This window comes from Georgenia sunbinii, assembly GCF_036421875.1.
Lineage (GTDB): Bacteria > Actinomycetota > Actinomycetes > Actinomycetales > Actinomycetaceae > Georgenia_B > Georgenia_B sunbinii.
Genome location: NZ_JAZGOL010000003.1, coordinates 55,864 through 74,164, shown reverse-complemented (window position 1 = coordinate 74,164; position 18,301 = coordinate 55,864). Strand labels below are relative to the sequence as shown.

The following is an 18,301-nucleotide window of genomic DNA, read 5'->3' as shown; positions in this document are numbered from 1 at the left end:
GCCCCGCCGCATGACGACCCTGCGCGACCTCGGCCTCACCGACCTACCCGCCGTCACGGGGCAGGACGCCACCTTCGGTACCGACGGGTGGTGGTCCGACGGCTCCCGAGTGGCTGCCGTCGTCGTCCCCGTGGCGCCCGGTGAGGCCGAGGACGCGGGGGTCGAGCCGCGGCCCGGCGCCGCTGATGCCGCCGCGCGGTACGGCATCGACATCGTCGACCTGGCGTCGCGCTCGCGGCTGACCGGCAAGGCCGGCCAGACCGCGGTCCTCGACCTTCCCCGCCCCGTCGCCGGCCGCGACTTCGGCTGGGCGGATCTGCCCGCCAGGCTCGTCGTCGTCGGGATCGGTGACGGCGGGCCACGGGCGATGCGCACCGTCGGCTCGGCCATCTGCCGGGCCACCGCGGGCCTGGGCACCGTGGTGACCACCGTCGGCAGCGCCACCGACGATGCCGGCCTCGCCGCGCTCGCCGAAGGCTTCTGGCTCACCGCCTACCGTGGGCCGCGCCGCGCCCAGGGCGACCGTCCGGGGCAGCCGCCCGCCGAGCAGCTGGTGCTGCTCGGCAACGGCTCACCGGCCGACGCCGACGTCCTCGCTCGCGCCCGCGCCGGCGCTACCGCGACCTGCCGCGCGCGGTTCCTCGCCGCGACGCCGTCGAACATCAAGGACCCCCAGTGGCTGGTCGACCAGGCCCACGCGCTGGCTGCCGGCATGCCCGGCGTCAGCGTCGAGAGCCACGACGAGGAGTGGCTGCGGCGCCACGGCATGGGCGCGCTGCTGGCCGTCGGCGCCGGCTCCGCCAGCCCGCCGCGCCTCGTCACCGTCCGGTGGACCCCGCCGGCCGCCGACCGGTCGGGACGCACGGTCGTGCTCGTCGGCAAGGGCATCACCTTCGACACCGGCGGCATCTCACTCAAGCCGCGCGACGCGATGGTCGGCATGAAGACGGACATGGCCGGGGCGGCCGCGGTGCTCGCTGCCACGCTGGCGGCCGCCGAGCAGCGCTCGCCGCACACCGTGGTCGGGGTGCTCGCGCTCGCCGAGAACGCTGTCGGCGCCGCCTCCTACCGTCCCGGTGACGTCGTGCGCGGTTACGACGGCACCACCATCGAGGTCTCCAACACTGACGCCGAGGGGCGCATGGTGCTCGCCGACGCCATCGCGTGGGCGCGGGCCGAGCTCGCCCCGGACGTCATCGTCGACCTCGCGACCCTCACCGGCGCCGCGACCCTCGGCCTGGGGCGTACCCACGCCGCGCTCTACAGCGATGACGACGCCCTCGCGGCGGCGCTCGTGGCGGCGGGGGAGCGCAGCGGCGAGCGGGCGTGGCGGATGCCGCTGGCAGCGTCCTACCGCCCCGCGCTGGACTCCACGGTGGCCGACATCAGCCACCAGGCGCTCGACCCCACCATCGCCGGCGGGTCGATCACCGCGGCGCTGTTCCTCCAGCACTTCGCGGCAGGCACCCGCTGGGCGCACCTGGACATCGCCGGCGCCGGCCGGGCGACCAAGGCGACGGACGAGATTCCCGAGGGCCCCACGGGCTACGGCGCGCGGCTGCTGCTGCGCTGGCTCGCCGACCTCTGACGACCCGCCGGGACACTCTGTAGAGACCGTGAAGGGTTCGTCAGCGCAATGCTGACGAACCCTTCACGATAGTCCGCGGCCTGAGGCGGGGCGGGATGCCCCGGTCTGGCGGGGCGCCCGGTCAGTCGTCCTCGACGACGAGCGGGTAGACGCCGTTCTCGTCGTGCACCTCGCGGCCGGTCACCGGCGGGTTGAACACGCAGATGGTGCGCACCTCGGTGCGCGGGCGCACGACGTGCTTGTCGTGGTCGTTGAGCAGGTACATCGAGCCGGGCCGCAGCTCGTGGACCTCACCGGTGCCGAGGTCGGTGATGGTGCCCTCGCCCTCGATGATGACGACGGCCTCGATGTGGTTGGCGTACCAGAACTCGTTCACCGTGCCGGCGTACAGGGTGGTCTCGTGGAGCGAGAAGCCGACCTTGTCGCGGGCGAGGATGAGGCGCTTGGAGCGCCAGTTCGGGGTCTTGATGTCCTGGTCGGTGTCGGTGATGTCGTCGAAGCTGCGCACGATCATGGGGAAGTCTCCTCGGGTGGGTCGGTCGGTGGGTCAGGCGTTCTCGAGCACGGTGACGACCGCTCGCTCGAGGATCCGCATGCCCTTCTCGAACTCGGCGTCGGTGATCGTCAGCGGCGGCAGCAGCTTGACCACCTCGTCGCTGGGCCCGGAGGTCTCGACCAGCAGGCCGTTCTCGAACGCGTTGTGGGTCACCCGGCCGGCGAGCTCGCCGGAGGCGAACTGGAGCCCGCGGGCCATGCCGCGGCCCTTGGCTACCAGGCCGTGCGCCTCGTAGCGGGCGACGAGGGTGTTGAACCGGGACTCGATGGTCAGGCCACGGGCGATGGTGGCGCGCTCGAGGGAGTCGTCCGACCAGTAGCGGCGGATCGCCTCGGTGGCGGTGACGAAGGCCGGGTTGATGCCGCGGAATGTGCCGTTGTGCTCACCCGGCTCCCAGATGTCGAGCTCGGGGCGCACGAGGGTCAGCGCCATCGGCAGGCCGTAGCCGCTGATCGACTTCGACAGCGTGATGATGTCCGGCACGATCCCGGCTTCCTCGAAGCTGAAGAACTTGCCGGTGCGGCCGCAGCCCATCTGGATGTCATCGAGGATGAGCAGGATCCCGTGACGCTGGCACAGGTCGGAGAGCTTGCGCAGCCACTCGGCGCGGGCGGCGTTGATGCCACCCTCGCCCTGGACGGACTCGACGATGACCGCGGCCGGCTCGTTGAGGCCGCCGCCGGAGTCCGACAGCAGGCGCTCGAGGAAGAGGAAGTCCGGGACGTCGCCGTCGAAGTAGTCGTCGTACGGCATCGGGGTGGCGTGCACGAGCGGGATACCGGCCCCGCCGCGCTTCATCGAGTTCCCGGTGACCGAGAGGGCGCCGAGCGTCATGCCGTGGAAGGCGTTGGTGAAGTTGATGACCGACTCGCGGCCGGTGACCTTGCGGGCCAGCTTGAGGGCCGCCTCGACGGCGTTGGCGCCGCCGGGGCCGGGGAAGACGACCTTGTGGTCGAGCCCGCGCGGCCGCAGGATGGTCTCGGCGAAGGTCGTGAGGAACTCGTCGCGAGCGACGGTGAACATGTCCAGCGAGTGCACGATGCGGTCGTCGGACAGGTAGTCGATGAGCACCTTCTTCAGCGCCGGGTTGTTGTGCCCGTAGTTGAGCGAGCCGGCGCCGGCGAAGAAGTCGATGTACTCGTTGCCGTCGCTGTCGACCATGGTGGCGCCGACGGCGCGGTCGAAGGTGACGGGCCAGGACCGCGAGTAGCTGCGGACCTGCGACTCGAGCTCTGTCGTGGGGGGCGAGGTGATCGTCATCGGAAAAGTGTGCCTTTCGGGTGGGGCGGTGGCGCGAGCGCCGAGACGTACGTCGAGTCAGTGGTCGGTTGGCCGCAGCGGGCCGATCCTCACCAACCCTTCGGCGTCGTGCCCGTCAGGAAAGTGGTCCGCGGCGAACAGCTCGGCCCGGGCCAGGTCGGTGCCGCGGCGCCGGGCGAACCCGGCGAAGAGCCGCTGCGAGGCGGTGTTGTCCGCGGTGATGGTGGCCTCGACGTAGCTGACGCCGAGGGAGTCGCTCAGCGCGTCGAGCAGCCGGGCGGCGAGCCCGTGGCCGCGCTGGGCGGGGTCGACGGCGATCTGCCAGACGAAGAGCGTGTCGGGCTGCGTGGGTCGCCGGTAGCCGAGGGCGAAGGCGCTGACCTCACCGTCGACGACGGCGACCTGGCAGGTGTCGGCGAAGTCGCGCGCGAACAGCAGGTAGGCGTAGGAGGTGTTGAGGTCCAGCGCACCGGAGTCGCGAGCCAGGCGCCACATCTGGGCACCGTCCTCGAGCGACGGGTGACGGGTGGTGATGTTCTGGGCTCGGGGCACTGCGGGGGGAGTCTGGGGCATACGACATACGACCGTAACGAGATCCGGCCGGGTCCGGTACCCCGGGCGGCTCTGCTCTGGCCCCGCGGGGCGGCTGACGGCGTCCCCGGCGACCACCTGCTTCGGTTGCCACCGTGCGGGAAGGTCACCGTTGTCCCGCGGCCCGTGGCGGGCCCAGGAATTGCGTCCGTATGTTGAGACGATCCGGCCGGTTGTGACCTGGCGCACTGCCCGCCACGACGGCGGCGGGCTCACCCCGCGGCGCCGGCCGGCGTCCGCTCGGCCCGCTCCTTCGCCCGCTCCAGCGCGCGGGTGCGCTGGGTGCGGGCGTCCTCCTCGAGCTGCTCGGCACGCTCCTCGTCCCGGGTGAGGTTGTCACCGGTCTCCGGGTCGAACACGTGCAGCGAGGCCGGGTCGAGCCACAGCTCGGCGGTGTCGCCGGGCCGGACCCTGCTCATCGCGTCGAGCGCGACGATGAGCTGGGTACGCATCCCCTCGCCGTCGAGGTCACGGTCGAGCTCCTCGAGCTTGTCGCGCACCGCCTCGTGGGTCTCGTAGGGGATGTAGGCGTAGAGCACCTCACCGAGCCACTCGGTGACGTCGATGTCGACGTCGAAGGTCACCCCGCCGTCGACCTTGTCCTCGTCGATGGTGTCGGTGTCCTCGACGGCGTCCGGCCGCATGCCGACGATGACGATCTCGCGGTCGCCGACGGCGGCCCGCAGCCGGTCGTCGAGCGGGATGTCGACGATCGGCAGCCTGAGCACGTCGCCCTCGACGATCCCCGGCAGGAAGTTCATCGGCGGCGAGCCGATGAAGCCCGCCACGAACAGGCCCCGCGGCTGGTCGTACAGCCCGCGCGGACTGGCGACCTGCTGCAGCTCGCCGCGGCGCAGCACGGCGACCCGGTCGCCGAGGGTCATCGCCTCGGTCTGGTCGTGCGTGACGTAGACGGTGGTGGTGGCCAGGTCTCGCTGCAGCCGCGCGATCTCGGTGCGCATCTGGCCACGGAGCTTGGCATCGAGGTTGGACAGCGGCTCGTCGAACAGGAAGGCCTGCGCCTGGCGCACGATCGCCCGGCCCATCGCCACCCGTTGGCGCTGGCCGCCGGAGAGGTTGGCCGGCTTGCGCTGGAGGTGCTCGTCCAGCTCGAGGAGCGTCGAGGCGCGGCGGACCCGCTCGTCGACCTCGTCGTCGGTGAACTGCCCCCTGGTCAACCGGAGCGGGAAGGCGATGTTCTCGTAGACGGTCAGGTGCGGGTAGAGCGCGTAGTTCTGGAACACCATCGCGAGGTCGCGGTCGCGGGGTGCCTTGTCGTTCACCACCTCGTCGCCGATGAGCAGCTCGCCGTCGGTGATGTCCTCCAGGCCGACGATCATCCGCAGCAGGGTGGACTTCCCGCAGCCCGACGGGCCGACGAGGATGACGAACTCGCCGTCGGCGATGTCCAGACTGACGCCCTTGACCGCCGTGAAGCCGTCCGGGTAGGTCTTGACGACGTTCTTCAGGCTGATCGATGCCATGAGGACTCCTTCGATCCGTAACGGGCCTCAGCCCTTGACTGCGCCCTGGGTGAGACCGGAGACGATGCGGCGCTGGAAGATGAGCACGACGATGACGACCGGCACGGTGACGACGATCGCCGCCGCCGCGATGGAGCCGGTGGGCTCCTCGAACTGGGACGCGCCGGTGAAGAACGACAGCGCCGCGGGCACCGGCCGGGCGGCGCTCGTCGAGGTGAGCGAGATGCCGTAGACGAAGTCGTTCCAGGCGATGAAGAACGCGATGATCGCGGTGGTGAACACGCCGGGCGCCGCGAGGGGCACCACCGCCTTGCGGAACGCCTGGAACGGGGTGGCGCCGTCGACCTGGGCGGCCTGCTCCAGCTCCCACGGGATCTGCCGGAAGAACGCCGACAGCGTCCAGATGGAGATCGGCAGGGTGAGGGACAGGTAGGGGATGATCAGCCCGGGCCAGGTGTCGTACAGGCCGATGGAGCGCCACAGGTTGAACAGCGGCGTGACGATCGAGACCACCGGGAACACCGAGACCGCCAGCGCGGTGGTGAGGATGAGCTTCTTGCCGCGGAAGTCGAGCCGCGCGATCGCGTAGGCGCAGAACGTGGCGAGCACGACGGCGATGAACGTCGAGATGAGCGAGATCCCGATCGAGTTGCGCAGCGAGGGCAGGAACAGGTCCTGCGCGCCGCCACCCGGGGCGAGGATCTGCTCGTAGTTGTCCAGCGTCCACTCCTGCGGCAGGAAGGTGCCGGAGAACAGGCCGGACTGCGTCTTGAACGAGGTCATGAGGATCGAGGCGACCGGGAACAGCGACCACACGAGCACGATGACGGTGATCACCGCCCAACCGACCTTCTGCCGGGCCGACAGCGCGCCCATCAGCTCTCCCCCTTCGTCCCCGCGAGGTCCACCTTGAAGCCCTTGATGGCGATCCCCGCGATGATGAGCACGCACAGGAACAGCAGCACGGAGATCGCCGAGCCGAGCCCGATCTCCAGCCGGCTGATCGAGGTGTTGTAGGCCAGCAGCGACAGCACCTCGGTGTTGTTGGCGCCGTTCGTCATGATGTAGACGTTGTCGAAGATCCGGAACGCCTCCAGCGCACGGAACAGCACCGCCACCATGATCGCGGCCTTCATGTTGGGCAGGATGACTTTGCGCAGCACCTGCCAGCCGGTGGCGCCGTCGACCTTGGCGGCCTCCTCGAGCTCACCGGGCACCTGCGCCAGCCCGGAGAGCAGCAGGAGTGAGATGAACGGGGTCGTCTTCCAGATCTCCGAGGCGATGATGACGAACAGGGACGTACCCTGGGAGGCGAACCAGTTGAGGTTCTCGTTGATCCCGGGGACCCAGTCGAACCAGTTGTTCACGTAGCCGCCGGAGTTGATGTCGAAGGCATAGAACCAGGCGAAGGCCGAGACGACGGTGATGATGCCGTAGGGCACGAGGATCGCGGTGCGGGTGATGCCCCGCAGCTGCTTGATGGCGCGGTGCATGACCATCGCCAGCAGGAAGCCGATGACCAGCTCGATGGCCACCGTGACCACCGTGATGAAGACCGTCACCCCCAGCGACTCCCAGAACGCCGGGTCGCTGAGGACGACCCGGTAGTTGCGGAACCAGATGAGCTCGGTCTCGTCCGGTGCGGTGAGCCGCAGGCTGAACAGCGAGTCCCACACGGCCTGGAGGATCGGGTAGAGGGTGACCGCGAGCATGATGACGAACGCCGGACCGGCGAGGTACCAGCCCAGCCGCGCCTCGGAACGAGACCGGTCCGAGCCGCGCTTCTTCTTCGGCGGCGCGGTGCCGGCGGGGTGGGCGGCCTGCCCGGCCGCGGGAACGGTGGACGTCATAGCAGCCTCTCGTCTCGCAGCACGGCCGTGATGAACTCCGCGGACTCGCGCGGCGTGCTGTCCGGGTCGATCGAGGCCGGTGGGTGCCAGGTCTCCTGGAGCCCGACGGAGACCTCGTTGTAGTAGGGCGTCTGTGGCCGGGGCGCACCCTGGTCGAGGGACTCGCGGATGGTCTCGGCCATCGGGAACTCGTCGGTCACCGCAGCGTCGTCGTAGGCGGTGATGGACGACGGCGGGTTGCCGTTGGTGACGAAGTACTCGGCCTGGTGCTCGGGCGCGACGATGCACGCGACGGCGTCGTAGGCGAGGTCGACGTGCTCGGAGAACGCGCCGACCCCGAGGTTGATGCCACCGACCGGGGGAGCGGCGTCGGTGCCCTCGACCACCTGCGGGTAGATGGCCCAGCCGATGTCGTCGATGAGCTCTGGGTCGGACGCGGAGATCGCCGGGTAGACGAAGGGCCAGTTGACCATGAAGGAGCCGTCATCGCCCTTGAAGAGGTTCATCGAGGCGTTCTCGTCGGCGGTGGGGAAGCCGGAGCCTGCCAAGCCCTCCTGGCCGATGCGCGACATGATCTCGGCGGCTGCCCGACCGGCGTCGGAGTCGAGGTCGAGCTCGACCTCGTCGGCGGGTGCCTCGGGGTCGGCGACGATGTCCCCGCCGGCGGAGGTGACGAGCGCGTTGATCCACACGGTGAGCGACTCGGCCTTGGCGCCCTGGACGCCGAGCAGCTTGTCCTGGTCGGCGGCCGCCTCGATGATCTGGTCCCAGGTCACCGGCTCGTCCATGTCGAGGCCGGCCTCCTCGGCGACCGACACCCGGTACCAGAGCAGCTGGGTGTTGGCCCAGAACGGCACCGTGACGAGCTCGTCGGCCCACGACGCGGACTCGACGGCGCCCTGGACGACGTCCTCGGTGTCCTGGAGCTCGTCGGGGACCGGTGCGAGGAACTTCGCCGCCGCCATCTCCGGGATGAACGGCGGGTCGAGGCTCATGATGTCGATCGAGCTGTCGCTGGCGGCCAGCCGTCGGGCGAGCTGCTCGCGCTGCGAGGACGCGTCCCGCGGCAGCAGCGAGGTCTCGATCCGGTACTCGCCGTCGGCTACATCGGTGCAGGTGGCGGCGATGGCCTCCTGGCCACCGTCGTCGGGGTTGATGTACCAGGTGAGGACCGGAGGCCCACCCTCTGAGCTGCACGCCGCGAGTCCGGTGGCCACGGTCAGCGCCAGTCCGGCGGCGGCTGCTCGACGTCGTCGCACATCCACTCCTTCGCGCGTCAGCCGGTCTGCGGCGACCGGATGACGTCAGCAAACACCACCAGCAACGCTCCCGCATCCGGAAGCGCTCGGCGGTCAGCGAGGAGTCAGGGCGTGACGGCCGACGCCGGTGAGCCGACCCGAGGGATCGGCTGGGTCTCCTGGGCGTCCGGGGGAGCGGCGTCGTCGTGGTCGTCCGCCGCGAGCTCCTCGGCCGGCAGCTCGTCGGCCGACAGCTCCTCGTCGGGCAGCTCGTCGTCGGGCGGGTCCTGCTCGGCGGCGTCCCAGTCCTCGGGGCGGCCGGGGACGACGATCGGTTCGCGGTGGCCGATCGGTTCGCTGCCCTCGACCTGGGCGGCGAGGTCCTCGAGCATCTCGACGGCGTCGGCGACGACGTGGTCGTCGCCGGCGTTGACGCCGTGCATGAGCCATCGCGCCAGCGCGAGCTCGCTCACCAGCAGGGCGCGGTCGGCCAGATGGGAGTCAGCGTTCTCCGGGCGGCCGAGGGCGTAGGCCTCGAAGATCGCGTCGAGGCAGTCCTCCGGGGCGGAGGTGAGCAGCCAGGCGAGGTCGACGGCTGGGTCGCCGACGTGCGCCTCGGAGAAGCTGATGAGGGCGCTGACCTCGCCGTCGAGCACGAGCACGTGGTCCTCGGCGAGGTCACCGTGCACCGGGGTAGTGCGGAACCGCCAGAGGGCGACGTCCTCGAGCGCGCGCTCCCAGCGGGCGAGGACGACCGGCGGCACGTGCCCGGTGCGCGCCGCGGCGTCCACCTCGGCCAGGCACCGCTTGCGGTAGGCGTCGGCGTCGTAGGAGGGCAGCCCGGTCTCCTCGACGATCCGCGGCGACAGCTCGTGCAGGGCAGCGAGGCACCGGCCGAGGTCGGCGGCGAGCCCGGGCCCCGGGGCCAGCCGGCCGAGGTCGAGCGGGCGTCCGGGCAGCTGGCGGTAGACCATCGCCCGGCCACCCTCGGGCAGCTGGGCGAAGCCGGCGGGCTCCGGCACCGCGAACGGCAGCACCCCGCTGGCCACCTGCGGTGCAAGGTTCGCCAGCAGGGCCACCTCGGCCTCGAGCGCTGCGCCGGCGGCGGCGTGCAGCGGGCTGCGCACCACCCAGTGGCGCCCGCCGGAGTCGAGCACGCCGGTGACCTGGAAGTCGGCGGTGGTGCTCTGCGGCGACCGGGTACCGACGACGTCGAGCCCGGGCACCGCAGCGGTGGCGAGGGCCGCGAGGGTCAGCGGGGTTCGGCGAGGCACGACCACACCGTAGGACGTGCGGGGGACCGTTGCGCGCCAGTGCCACGGCGCGCCCCAACTTCGCGCCCGGATACGGTGGTGACGTGATCCTTGCCCACCTGCCGCTCGCCCGCACGACCATCGACGCCGATGCCGTCGCCCGGCCGCGTCCGGCGCTCTTCGACGAGCTGTCCGCCGACCCGCGCACCCGGGTGGTGCTCGTCCACCACGGCCTCCTCGGCGTGGCCGACGGCGCGCTCCTCCTCCTCGACCGGGCCCGGCTGCCCGACGGCGCGTGGCACCGGGAGCGGCTGCTGTACCTCGGCCGGGACGAGGACGCCCGGTACGTCGCGCTCGTCCTGCCCGAGCAGCTCGGCACCGAGCGCGACCTCGACGGCGTGCCGATCGACACCGGCGCCGTCGAGCTCGCCGGCGTCACCGACTTCGCACACCTGCGCGACCTCGGGGACCGGCTGAGCGACCGTGACGCGGGTCTGGGCGCCACCGCGGTCGCGCTCGCCGCCTGGCACGAGCGGCACCCGCGCTGCCCGCGGTGCGGTGAGCCGACCGAGGTCATCGACGGCGGCTGGGTGCGTCGCTGCGTCGCCGACCGCTCGCTGCACCACCCGCGCACGGACGCGGCGGTGATCATGGCGGTCACCGACGCCGACGACCGCCTGCTCCTCGGTCATGCCGCCCACTGGCCGGCGAACCGGTTCTCCACGCTCGCCGGCTACGTCGAGCCGGGGGAGTCGCTCGAGTCCGCGGTGCGCCGCGAGGTCGCGGAGGAGACGAGCATCGACGTCGACGAGCTCAGCTACCGGGGCAGCCAGCCCTGGCCGTTCCCCTGCTCGCTGATGATGGCCTACCGGGCACGGGTGCGCGCCGGGGCAGGCACCGACGTCGTCGTCGACGGCGACGAGATCACCGAGGCCCGGTTCTTCAGCCGCGAGGAGCTGCTCGCGGACGTGCGTGCCGGGCAGGTGCACCTGCCGATGCGGTCGTCCATCGCCCGCGCCCTCATCGAGGAGTGGTTCGGCGGTCCGCTGCCGGCATGACGCCGGCAGCGGACCGCCGTGGCTCGTCTCAGGTGAGCATCCGCGCGGGGTTGTCCCGCACGAGCCTGCTGGTGACCGCCGTCGGCACGCCGCGGTGCTCGAGCATGGCGAGGAAGATCGTCGGGACGAAGGTCAGCCCGTTGCCGCCGTGCTGCGTCCACATCTGCTTGAGGAACATGTCGTGGCTGAGCAGCAGCTGTGACTCGTACCCGCCGGAGACGAGTGCGGTGAGCGCGTCGGCGGTCTGGGTGGGCGTCGGCGACACCCCTTCCTTGGGGAAGGTGACGTCGAGCCCGATCATGTCGAACTCCAGCCACACCCCGCGGTCGAGCAGCGCGCGCTGGTAGTCCGGCTCGTGACCGGTGGGGTCCGCGTGCGCGAGCGACACCTTGGTCGGGGCCACCCCCATCTCGTCCACGACGATGTCGAGGATCTCTTGCCCGTACCGCTCCCAGCCGGGCAGGTGCACGTTGAGTGCGACGTGGGGGCGGGCGGTCTGCGCGAGCGCCGCGGCGCGCAGCGAACCGCGCTCGGCGTCGGTGAACGCCGGCGAGATCCCGATCTCGCCGATGAGGCCGGGCCGGATGCCGGTCCCTGCCACCCCCCGGTCGAGCTCGTCGATGATCGCCTGTGCCTGGTCGTCCACGCTGCGGGCGGTGATCGACTCCTGCTCGAAGCGCTCCAGGTAGGGACCGGTCGACATCACGATGTTGAGCCCGGTGCGGCGGGCGACCTCTGCCAGCCGCTGCGGGTTGCGGCCGATCGCCGGGGTGCCGGTGGTGTCGACGATGGTCCGCCCGCCGACCGAGGCGAAGCGCTCCACCTCCGCCACGACGGCGTCCACCGGCTTGTCCGCCATGTTGTCGGCGTTGCAGTAGGGGTCCTGCCGCAGCGCCCACATGAGCCCGGCGCTCACCGGCTGGTCGACGAGCACCGAGGAGAACTCGTAGTACGGGCTGTCGACGACCCCGGAGAGGTCGTTGAACAGGTGCTCGTGGGGCAGCACCATGCCGAGGTCCTCCCGCGCGACCGGCCCGGTGACCGTCTGGACGTACCCGGCGCTCATGCGTCGCTCGCCGCCGCGGACCGCGGCGGGACCATCGCGATACCGGCCGCGACGAGGGCGACGAGCGTGCCCACGATCGTCACGGCGTGCACCGTGTTGCCCAGCGCCGGCACCAGGCCGTCGATCGCGACGGCGCCGATGAGCTGGCCGGCGGTGGACGCCAGCCCGAGCAGCAGCAGCCCGAGGCCGCGGACGAGCAGCGCCATCAGGGCGATGGAGGCCAGCCCCAGCGGGCCGCCGAGGTACATCCACCAGGTGTCCGGCAGCGAGAAGTCCACCCCGCCGAGCGCGGCGCGCACCAGGTAGGCGATGAGCAACGCGGTGAAGCCGACGAGGAAGTTCCAGCCGATCGCGACGTACATCGACCCGGTTGCCTTGGCGACGTTGGAGTTACCGGCGGGCTGCCAGCCCGCGAGCAGCCCGCCGGCGAACGGCAGCAGCGCGAGCGCGATGACGTCCGGCGCGCGGAAGTTCGGCGACATGACGATGACGGTGGAGGCGATCGCCAGCACGGCGCCGGCGACCCGCGGGAGGGACAGCGGGACCTTGAACGGCACGCCCACCCCGAACCGGTCGCACACGACGCCGGAGATGACCAGGCCGGAGATGAGCGAGATCTGGAACGTCGCCACGCCGAGGGTGCCGACCGAGACGCCCTCGGAGAGCACGATGACCGCGCCACAGAGACCGGCGAGGAAGTTCGGCCAGGGGATCCGGCGCTCCTTGATGATGCGCGGGATCGCCAGCGCCTGCCGGCGGGTCCGGGAGCGCGCGAGGATGACGATGATCATGAGGATCAGGCCGGTCCCGAAGGAGATGAGGGCGGCCGCGTGACCGTCGGCGAGCCAGCTGCCGAGCTCGCCGTTGACGGCGGCCTGCATCGGGCCGAGGGTTCCGGCGAGGACGGTCGCCAGCACGAGCAGTGCGGTGGCGGTGGTCTTACGGGCGTCCGTCAGCACGGGCGCCGTTTCTGGAGTGTCGGTGTGCGTCATTGCCTGGCAATCTCTTCGTGGTTGGTGGTGGAGGAGACAAGTGCGTGGACGGCCTCGCGCCGCGGCAGCGAGTCCATCGCGCCGTGGCGGGTGGTGGTCGCGGCGGCGACCGCGGTGGCCCACCGGGTGGCGGCGACGAGGTCCTGGCCGTCGAGCAGCCCGTCGAGGAGGCCGGCGCAGAAGGAGTCGCCGGCGCCGGTGGTGTCGACGGCCGAGACCTGGAGCGCCGGGACGTGGACCCACTCCGCGGAGCCCCGGGGGAAGACCATCGCACCGTCGCTGCCGAGCGTGACGACCCAGTCGACCGGGACGTCGATGGCACGGACGGCGGCAGCGACCTCCGCCGGCGAGGTCGGCTCGGCGTCGAGCCCGGCGAGGTTGCCGAGCTCGAAGCGGTTGGGCACCACGACGTCGAAACCGGCGAGCAGCTCGCGGTCGAGCGGCCCGATGGCGGGCGCCGGGTTGAGCAGGGTGAGGCCGGTGGCCGCGGCGAGCACCGCGGGCAGCGCGCTCGTCGGCGTCTCCAGCTGGCACATCACGCTGCGCGCGCCGGCGATGAGCTCGCGGTGCTCGGCGACGAGGGTGTCGGTGACGGTGTCGTTGGCGCCGCCGTGGACGATGATCGTCGACTCGGGCCGTTCCCACAGCACGATGGCGGTGCCGGTGGGCGCCTCGCGCCGGCTCACCGCGGTGGTGACGATGCGTTCCTCCTGCAGCCGGCGCAGGACGCCGTCGGCGGCGTCGTCACTGCCGATGGCGCCGACCATGGCGACCCGGCGTCCGAGCCGAGCGGCGGTGACGGCCTGGTTGGCGCCCTTGCCGCCGGCGGCGGTCTGCATCCCGGCGGCCGAGACCGTCTCTCCGCTGCGCGGGATCGCGTCCACCTCGAGGCGGATGTCGATGTTGATGCTCCCGACGACGACGACGTCAAGGCGCGTGGCGGAGGTCATCTCACACGTCGCTCGGGCCGGTGATCGACGGCTCGCCCGCCAGCCAGCGCACCGACCGGTCGAAGAGCTGGGCGTAGCCCGGCCAGTCCATGAACTCGTCCGGCGCCCAGTGCGGGGACACGTCCGAGGCGAAGGCCAGCGTGCGGCCGCGGCCGACCTCGCGGACGGCCAGCAGCGGGGCGTCCTCGATGGTGGCGAGCACGACGGCGTCGTCCTTGGCCTCGAGCCGCTGGTAGCCGAGGAGGATCGGCCACTCCTGCGCGAGCCCGTCGGTGATCGGGTGCGCCACCGCGGTGCGGGCGCCGCCGATGCCCTCGGGCGTCTCGACCCGGTCGTCGTAGGGGGAGATGCTCACCGGCAGCACGGCCTCGACCGCGGTGCGGTGGTAGTTCGCCTTGGCCTGGAAGCCCTGGAAGCTGAGGTACCCGCCGAACATCGCCAGGCCGCCGCCCTGCTCGACCCACTCGGCCAGCAGCTTGAGACGGTTGGGGGCGGGGCGGCCACGGGTGAAGACATCGGGCGAGAGCAGCAGCGAGTTCGCGCCGATGTCGGAGAGCAGGACGACGTCGTAGGCCGACAGCTCCTCCAGCGTCTGGGGGAAGAGCTCGGCGACGTCGTGCGACCGCAGGTGGTGGACCTCGTGGCCGGCCTCACCGAGCACCTCGAGGAGCTTGGCGCAGCCGATCTCCACCTGGGTGTGGGGGAAGGGGTCGAACCCCTTGTGGTCGGTCACCGCACTGATCCATGACTCGCCCGCTAGCAGGACCTTCATCGTCACTCCTCGTCTCGACCGTGCGCAACCGTTGCGCAATGAGTTGTGAGGACGCTAGTTCCAGCCGGTAGGGTGAGTCAAACGTGGCCGGTGGCCGCATCGAGCGACGGCCGCGAAGGGGCAGAGGCGTGACACTGAGCGAGGTGGCCAAGGAGGCCGGCGTCGCGGCGTCGACCGTCTCGCGGTACCTGCGCGGCCAGCTCAAGGTGCAGGACGCCACCCGGGACCGGATCGACGAGGCGGTGCGGCGCACCGGGTACCGGCCGCCGTCGTCGGACACCTCCGACGACTTCTTCGCGCTCATCGTGCCCGAGCTCGCCAACCCGTTCTACGCCGCGCTCGCCGAGGCCTGCGTCTCGCTGGCGGCGGAGGCGGGGATGTCGCTGCTCGTCTCGCTGTCGGGCAAGCAGGCGGCCCGGGAGAGCCGGCTGACGCGCCAGGTCGCCGCGGCACCGAACATCACCGGACTGATCTACGCCGGGATGAACCGCACCAACCGGGAGCTGCGGCAGGCGATCGCCGGCGGCCTGCCGACCGTCATCCTCGACGAGGACATCGAGCTCGGCGACGACGTCGCGGTCAGTACCGTCACCGTGGACAACTACGCCGGGGCCTACCAGGCGACCCGCTACCTCACGACGCTCGGCCACCGCCGGATCGCGCACATCGGTGGGCCCGCGGGGCTGCCGACGTCGCTCGAGCGCACCCGCGGCTACCGTGACGCGATGGGCGCCGCCGGCCTGGAGGTCGACCCCGGCCTCACCTTCCACGGCCCGTACACCGAGCGGTTCGGCGCCAGCGTGCTCTCGCACCTGATGACGTCCGCGCCGGCGCCGACGGCGGTCTTCGTGGCGAGTGACATCGTCGCGGTCGGGCTGCTGGGCGGCGCCGACCTCCAGGGCGTGAGCATCCCGCGGGACCTGTCGGTCGTCGGCTGCGACGGCATCCGGACCGGCGAGTGGGTCAACCCCCGGCTGACCACGCTGGTGCAGCCGGTGCGCGAGCTGGCCACCGAGGCGATGGCGGCGCTGGAGTCCGCCACCCGGCGACCGGGCAGCGTCACCCACCAGGTGCTGCCGCTGCAGCTCGTGGTGCGCGACTCCGCGATCCCGCTCGCCGGGGACGCGCTCAGCCCAGGCGCGTCCTGACGTCCCCGACCGACGGGTTGGTCGCCGCCGAGCCGTCCGGGAAGACCACGGTGGGCACCGTCTGGTTGCCGCCGTTGACCTCCTCGACGTAGGCGGCGGCCGCCGGGTCCTCCTCGATGTTGACCTCGGTGTACCCGATGCCCTCGCCGTCGAGCTGCTTCTTCAGGCGGCGGCAGTAGCCGCACCACGTCGTCGTGTACATCGTGATGGTGCCGGCCTCGGGCAGTGTCGTGGTCATCGAGAACCTCTCCTCGGATCGTTGGCGGGGCGGGCCGCCGGCCCGCACCTGTGGCCAACGAACCCGTCGCGGGGGATATTTCCACCGGTGCGGGCACCGGCGGCCGGTGGTGTCGGTGGCGACTGCGAGACTGGGAGCGATGAACCTCCACGACCCCAGCGCCGCCGGCCCGCCCGAGGTCGAGCAGCTGCTCGCCGCCCTCGACGACGACCAGCGCACCGTCGCGCAGACCCTCACCGGGCCGTTGTGCGTGCTCGCCGGCGCCGGCACCGGCAAGACCCGGGCGATCACCTACCGCATCGCCCACGGGGTCCGTACCGGGGTGTACTCCCCGTCGACCGTCCTCGCGGTGACCTTCACCGCCCGCGCGGCCGGCGAGATGCGCTCGCGGCTGCGTGACCTCGGCGTCGGCGGGGTGCAGGCGCGGACCTTCCACGCCGCGGCGCTGCGCCAGCTCTCCTACTTCTGGCCGGCCGCCATCGGCGGCGGCGTGCCACGGATCCAGGAGCACAAGGCACCGCTGGTGGCCGAGGCTGCCTCGCGCCTCGCGCTGGGCGTGGACCGGGTGGCGATCCGGGACCTCGCTGCCGAGATCGAGTGGTCCAAGGTCAGCCTGGTGACCCCGGAGGACTACGTCACCGAGGCCGCGGCTGCCGGCCGGGACGGCGCCGCCGGCCACGACCGTGCCACGATTGCCCGGCTGCTCGAGGTCTACGAGGACGCCAAGACCGAGCGCGGCGTCATCGACTTCGAGGACGTCCTGCTCCTCATGGTCGGCATCCTCGAGGAGCGCGGCGACATCGCCGACCAGGTCCGGCGGCAGTACCGGCACTTCGTCGTCGACGAGTACCAGGACGTCTCGCCGCTCCAGCAGCGGCTGCTCGACCTGTGGCTGGGCGGCCGGCGCGAGCTGTGCGTCGTCGGTGACGTCTCGCAGACCATCTACTCCTTCACCGGTGCCACCCCGTCGTTCCTCACCGACTTCCCTCGCCGCCACACCGACGCCCAGGTGGTGCGGCTGGTGCGTGACTACCGCTCGACCCCCCAGGTGGTCTCGCTCGCCAACCAGGTGCTGGCCCGCGCCGGGCGCCACCGGTCCAGCGCCGCCGTCGAGCTCGTCGCCCAGCGGCCCTCGGGCCCGGCCCCGAGCTTCGCGGCGTACGACGACGACGTCGCCGAGGCCGAGGGCGTCGCCGCCCGGGTCGCCGCGCTGGAGAAGTCCGGCGTGCCGCGCAGCGAGATCGCCGTCCTCTACCGCACCAACGGCCAGGCCGAGGCGCTCGAGCAGGCGCTGGCGCAGGCCGACATCGGCTATCTCGTGCGCGGCGGCGAGCGGTTCTTCTCCCGGCGGGAGGTCCGTGAGGCGCTCGTCCTGCTGCGCGGCGCGGTGCGGTCGATGGCCGGCGTGGCGATGCCAGACGCGGTGCGTGACGTCCTCACCGGTGCCGGGTGGAGCGCCGAGCCGCCGGCGGCGCGCGGGGCGGTGCGCGAGCGGTGGGAGTCCCTGCAGTCGCTCGTCGCGCTCGCGGACGACCTCGCCACCAGCCGCGGCGCGGACCTCGCGGGGCTCGTCGCCGAGCTCGAGGAGCGCGCCACCGCGCAGCACGCGCCGCCCGTCGAGGGGGTCACGCTGGCGTCGCTGCACGCGGCCAAGGGCCTGGAGTGGGACGCCGTCTTCCTCGTCGGGGTCTGCGAGGGGCTGCTGCCGATCTCGCTCGCCGAGGGGGACGACGCGATCGCCGAGGAGCGCCGGCTGCTGTACGTCGGCATCACCCGTGCCCGCGAGCACCTCATGCTGTCCTACGCCAAGGCGCGCAACGTCGGCGGCCGGGCGAGCCGCAAGCCGTCGCGCTTCCTCGACGGGCTGTGGCCGCAGGAGGGCGCCGCCCGCCGCTCGGCGCCGCGACCCCGGCCGACCGCCGAGGAGCGTGGCACCACGCTCGCCGAGACCGACCCGGTGGCCAGCGAGCTGTTCGAGCGGCTGCGGAGCTGGCGCGGTGAGGTCGCGACGGCGCTGGGCAAGCCGCCCTACACCGTGCTGCACGACACCACGCTGGCGGCGATCGCCTCGGCGCGTCCCAAGGACCTGCGCCAGCTCGGCATCCTGCGCGGGATCGGCGCCGCCAAGCTCGAGGCCTACGGACGTGCGGTGCTGGCGATCGTGCGCGGCGAGGACGTCGTCGTGCCGCCGCCCGGAGCCTGAGAAAGACGCCGAGAAAAGTTCGTCCCGATATTCCCTTGCCTGCCCGACCGGCAG

At 72.0% G+C, this 18,301-nt stretch carries 17 protein-coding genes; 4 read left to right on the top strand and 13 right to left on the bottom strand.

Annotation, left to right across the window (positions count from 1 at the left end; all coding sequences use genetic code 11):
* Nucleotides 1-10: 10 nt before the first annotated feature.
* Nucleotides 11-1,588, top strand: coding sequence for a leucyl aminopeptidase family protein (locus V2J52_RS08150; protein WP_331227198.1), 1,578 nt, complete (start codon nt 11-13; stop codon nt 1,586-1,588).
* A 121-nt stretch (nt 1,589-1,709) separates the two neighbouring features.
* Here the strand turns inward: V2J52_RS08150 and V2J52_RS08145 are convergent, their stop codons facing one another.
* From V2J52_RS08145 to V2J52_RS08110, 8 genes are all read right to left on the bottom strand, one after another.
* Nucleotides 1,710-2,102: an ectoine synthase gene (locus V2J52_RS08145; RefSeq protein ID WP_331227197.1), complete on the bottom strand. Its 393-nt coding sequence runs from the start codon at nt 2,100-2,102 to the stop codon at nt 1,710-1,712.
* A gap of 33 nt (nt 2,103-2,135) precedes the next feature.
* A complete protein-coding gene (ectB, locus tag V2J52_RS08140) occupies nt 2,136-3,404 on the bottom strand; it encodes a diaminobutyrate--2-oxoglutarate transaminase (protein WP_331227196.1) in 1,269 nt (422 codons plus the stop codon).
* Nucleotides 3,405-3,461: 57 nt separating this feature from the next.
* Nucleotides 3,462-3,977: a diaminobutyrate acetyltransferase gene (gene ectA / locus V2J52_RS08135; protein ID WP_331227195.1), complete on the bottom strand. Its 516-nt coding sequence runs from the start codon at nt 3,975-3,977 to the stop codon at nt 3,462-3,464.
* A 230-nt stretch (nt 3,978-4,207) separates the two neighbouring features.
* Nucleotides 4,208-5,479: an ABC transporter ATP-binding protein gene (locus V2J52_RS08130; RefSeq protein ID WP_331227194.1), complete on the bottom strand. Its 1,272-nt coding sequence runs from the start codon at nt 5,477-5,479 to the stop codon at nt 4,208-4,210.
* Between the two features lie 27 nt (nt 5,480-5,506).
* The gene (locus V2J52_RS08125; protein ID WP_331227193.1) at nt 5,507-6,355 is read right to left on the bottom strand and encodes a carbohydrate ABC transporter permease; all 849 of its coding nucleotides are present in this window, start codon (nt 6,353-6,355) and stop codon (nt 5,507-5,509) included.
* Nucleotides 6,355-7,329 carry a carbohydrate ABC transporter permease gene (locus V2J52_RS08120; protein WP_331227192.1) on the bottom strand — a complete coding sequence of 325 codons (975 nt, stop codon included), beginning with the start codon at nt 7,327-7,329 and terminating at the stop codon, nt 6,355-6,357. Before V2J52_RS08120 ends, V2J52_RS08125 begins: the two co-directional genes overlap by 1 nt.
* Nucleotides 7,326-8,588, bottom strand: a complete 1,263-nt coding sequence (locus V2J52_RS08115) for an extracellular solute-binding protein (RefSeq protein WP_331227191.1) — start codon at nt 8,586-8,588, stop codon at nt 7,326-7,328. The genes V2J52_RS08120 and V2J52_RS08115 overlap by 4 nt, the downstream gene beginning before the upstream one ends.
* Before the next feature lie 104 nt (nt 8,589-8,692).
* Nucleotides 8,693-9,841 carry a phosphotransferase gene (locus V2J52_RS08110; RefSeq protein WP_331227190.1) on the bottom strand — a complete coding sequence of 383 codons (1,149 nt, stop codon included), beginning with the start codon at nt 9,839-9,841 and terminating at the stop codon, nt 8,693-8,695.
* A gap of 83 nt (nt 9,842-9,924) precedes the next feature.
* Between V2J52_RS08110 and nudC the strand changes: the two genes are divergently transcribed.
* The gene (gene nudC, locus V2J52_RS08105; RefSeq protein ID WP_331227189.1) at nt 9,925-10,878 is read left to right on the top strand and encodes an NAD(+) diphosphatase; all 954 of its coding nucleotides are present in this window, start codon (nt 9,925-9,927) and stop codon (nt 10,876-10,878) included.
* Nucleotides 10,879-10,906: 28 nt separating this feature from the next.
* On the opposite strand, the gene V2J52_RS08100 is transcribed toward nudC, so the two are convergent.
* Genes V2J52_RS08100 through V2J52_RS08085 form a run of 4 tightly spaced genes read right to left on the bottom strand, consistent with a single transcriptional unit; the run spans nt 10,907 to nt 14,658 of the window.
* Nucleotides 10,907-11,944 carry a phosphotriesterase family protein gene (locus V2J52_RS08100; RefSeq protein ID WP_331227188.1) on the bottom strand — a complete coding sequence of 346 codons (1,038 nt, stop codon included), beginning with the start codon at nt 11,942-11,944 and terminating at the stop codon, nt 10,907-10,909.
* On the bottom strand, nt 11,941-12,936 hold the full coding sequence (locus V2J52_RS08095; protein ID WP_331227187.1) for a DMT family transporter: 996 nt from the start codon (nt 12,934-12,936) through the stop codon (nt 11,941-11,943). Before V2J52_RS08095 ends, V2J52_RS08100 begins: the two co-directional genes overlap by 4 nt.
* Nucleotides 12,933-13,886, bottom strand: coding sequence for a ribokinase (locus tag V2J52_RS08090; RefSeq protein ID WP_331227186.1), 954 nt, complete (start codon nt 13,884-13,886; stop codon nt 12,933-12,935). Before V2J52_RS08090 ends, V2J52_RS08095 begins: the two co-directional genes overlap by 4 nt.
* Nucleotide 13,887: 1 nt before the next feature.
* Nucleotides 13,888-14,658: a glutamine amidotransferase gene (locus V2J52_RS08085; RefSeq protein ID WP_331227185.1), complete on the bottom strand. Its 771-nt coding sequence runs from the start codon at nt 14,656-14,658 to the stop codon at nt 13,888-13,890.
* Nucleotides 14,659-14,786: 128 nt separating this feature from the next.
* Here V2J52_RS08085 and V2J52_RS08080 point away from each other — a divergent pair, with 128 nt between their 5' ends.
* Nucleotides 14,787-15,806: a LacI family DNA-binding transcriptional regulator gene (locus tag V2J52_RS08080; protein ID WP_331227184.1), complete on the top strand. Its 1,020-nt coding sequence runs from the start codon at nt 14,787-14,789 to the stop codon at nt 15,804-15,806.
* Here the strand turns inward: V2J52_RS08080 and V2J52_RS08075 are convergent.
* Nucleotides 15,787-16,044 (bottom strand): mycoredoxin, encoded by a 258-nt coding sequence (locus V2J52_RS08075; protein ID WP_331227183.1) that lies wholly within the window; start codon nt 16,042-16,044, stop codon nt 15,787-15,789. The two genes, V2J52_RS08080 and V2J52_RS08075, sit on opposite strands and share 20 nt — an antisense overlap.
* A gap of 139 nt (nt 16,045-16,183) precedes the next feature.
* Between V2J52_RS08075 and V2J52_RS08070 the strand changes: the two genes are divergently transcribed.
* Nucleotides 16,184-18,247, top strand: coding sequence for an ATP-dependent helicase (locus tag V2J52_RS08070; protein WP_331227182.1), 2,064 nt, complete (start codon nt 16,184-16,186; stop codon nt 18,245-18,247).
* Nucleotides 18,248-18,301: the final 54 nt, after the last annotated feature.

Bases quoted from the DNA above. Each gene is read 5' to 3' on its own strand.
- ectA (WP_331227195.1), bottom strand. From the start codon at position 3,977: ATGCCCCAGACTCCCCCCGCAGTGCCCCGAGCCCAGAACATCACCACC.
- V2J52_RS08075 (WP_331227183.1), bottom strand. From the start codon at position 16,044: ATGACCACGACACTGCCCGAGGCCGGCACCATCACGATGTACACGACG.
- V2J52_RS08070 (WP_331227182.1), top strand. From the start codon at position 16,184: ATGAACCTCCACGACCCCAGCGCCGCCGGCCCGCCCGAGGTCGAGCAG.
- V2J52_RS08125 (WP_331227193.1), bottom strand. From the start codon at position 6,355: ATGGGCGCGCTGTCGGCCCGGCAGAAGGTCGGTTGGGCGGTGATCACC.
- V2J52_RS08100 (WP_331227188.1), bottom strand. From the start codon at position 11,944: ATGAGCGCCGGGTACGTCCAGACGGTCACCGGGCCGGTCGCGCGGGAG.
- V2J52_RS08090 (WP_331227186.1), bottom strand. From the start codon at position 13,886: ATGACCTCCGCCACGCGCCTTGACGTCGTCGTCGTCGGGAGCATCAAC.
- V2J52_RS08095 (WP_331227187.1), bottom strand. From the start codon at position 12,936: ATGACGCACACCGACACTCCAGAAACGGCGCCCGTGCTGACGGACGCC.
- V2J52_RS08145 (WP_331227197.1), bottom strand. From the start codon at position 2,102: ATGATCGTGCGCAGCTTCGACGACATCACCGACACCGACCAGGACATC.
- V2J52_RS08120 (WP_331227192.1), bottom strand. From the start codon at position 7,329: ATGACGTCCACCGTTCCCGCGGCCGGGCAGGCCGCCCACCCCGCCGGC.
- V2J52_RS08085 (WP_331227185.1), bottom strand. From the start codon at position 14,658: ATGAAGGTCCTGCTAGCGGGCGAGTCATGGATCAGTGCGGTGACCGAC.
- V2J52_RS08150 (WP_331227198.1), top strand. From the start codon at position 11: ATGACGACCCTGCGCGACCTCGGCCTCACCGACCTACCCGCCGTCACG.
- ectB (WP_331227196.1), bottom strand. From the start codon at position 3,404: ATGACGATCACCTCGCCCCCCACGACAGAGCTCGAGTCGCAGGTCCGC.
- V2J52_RS08130 (WP_331227194.1), bottom strand. From the start codon at position 5,479: ATGGCATCGATCAGCCTGAAGAACGTCGTCAAGACCTACCCGGACGGC.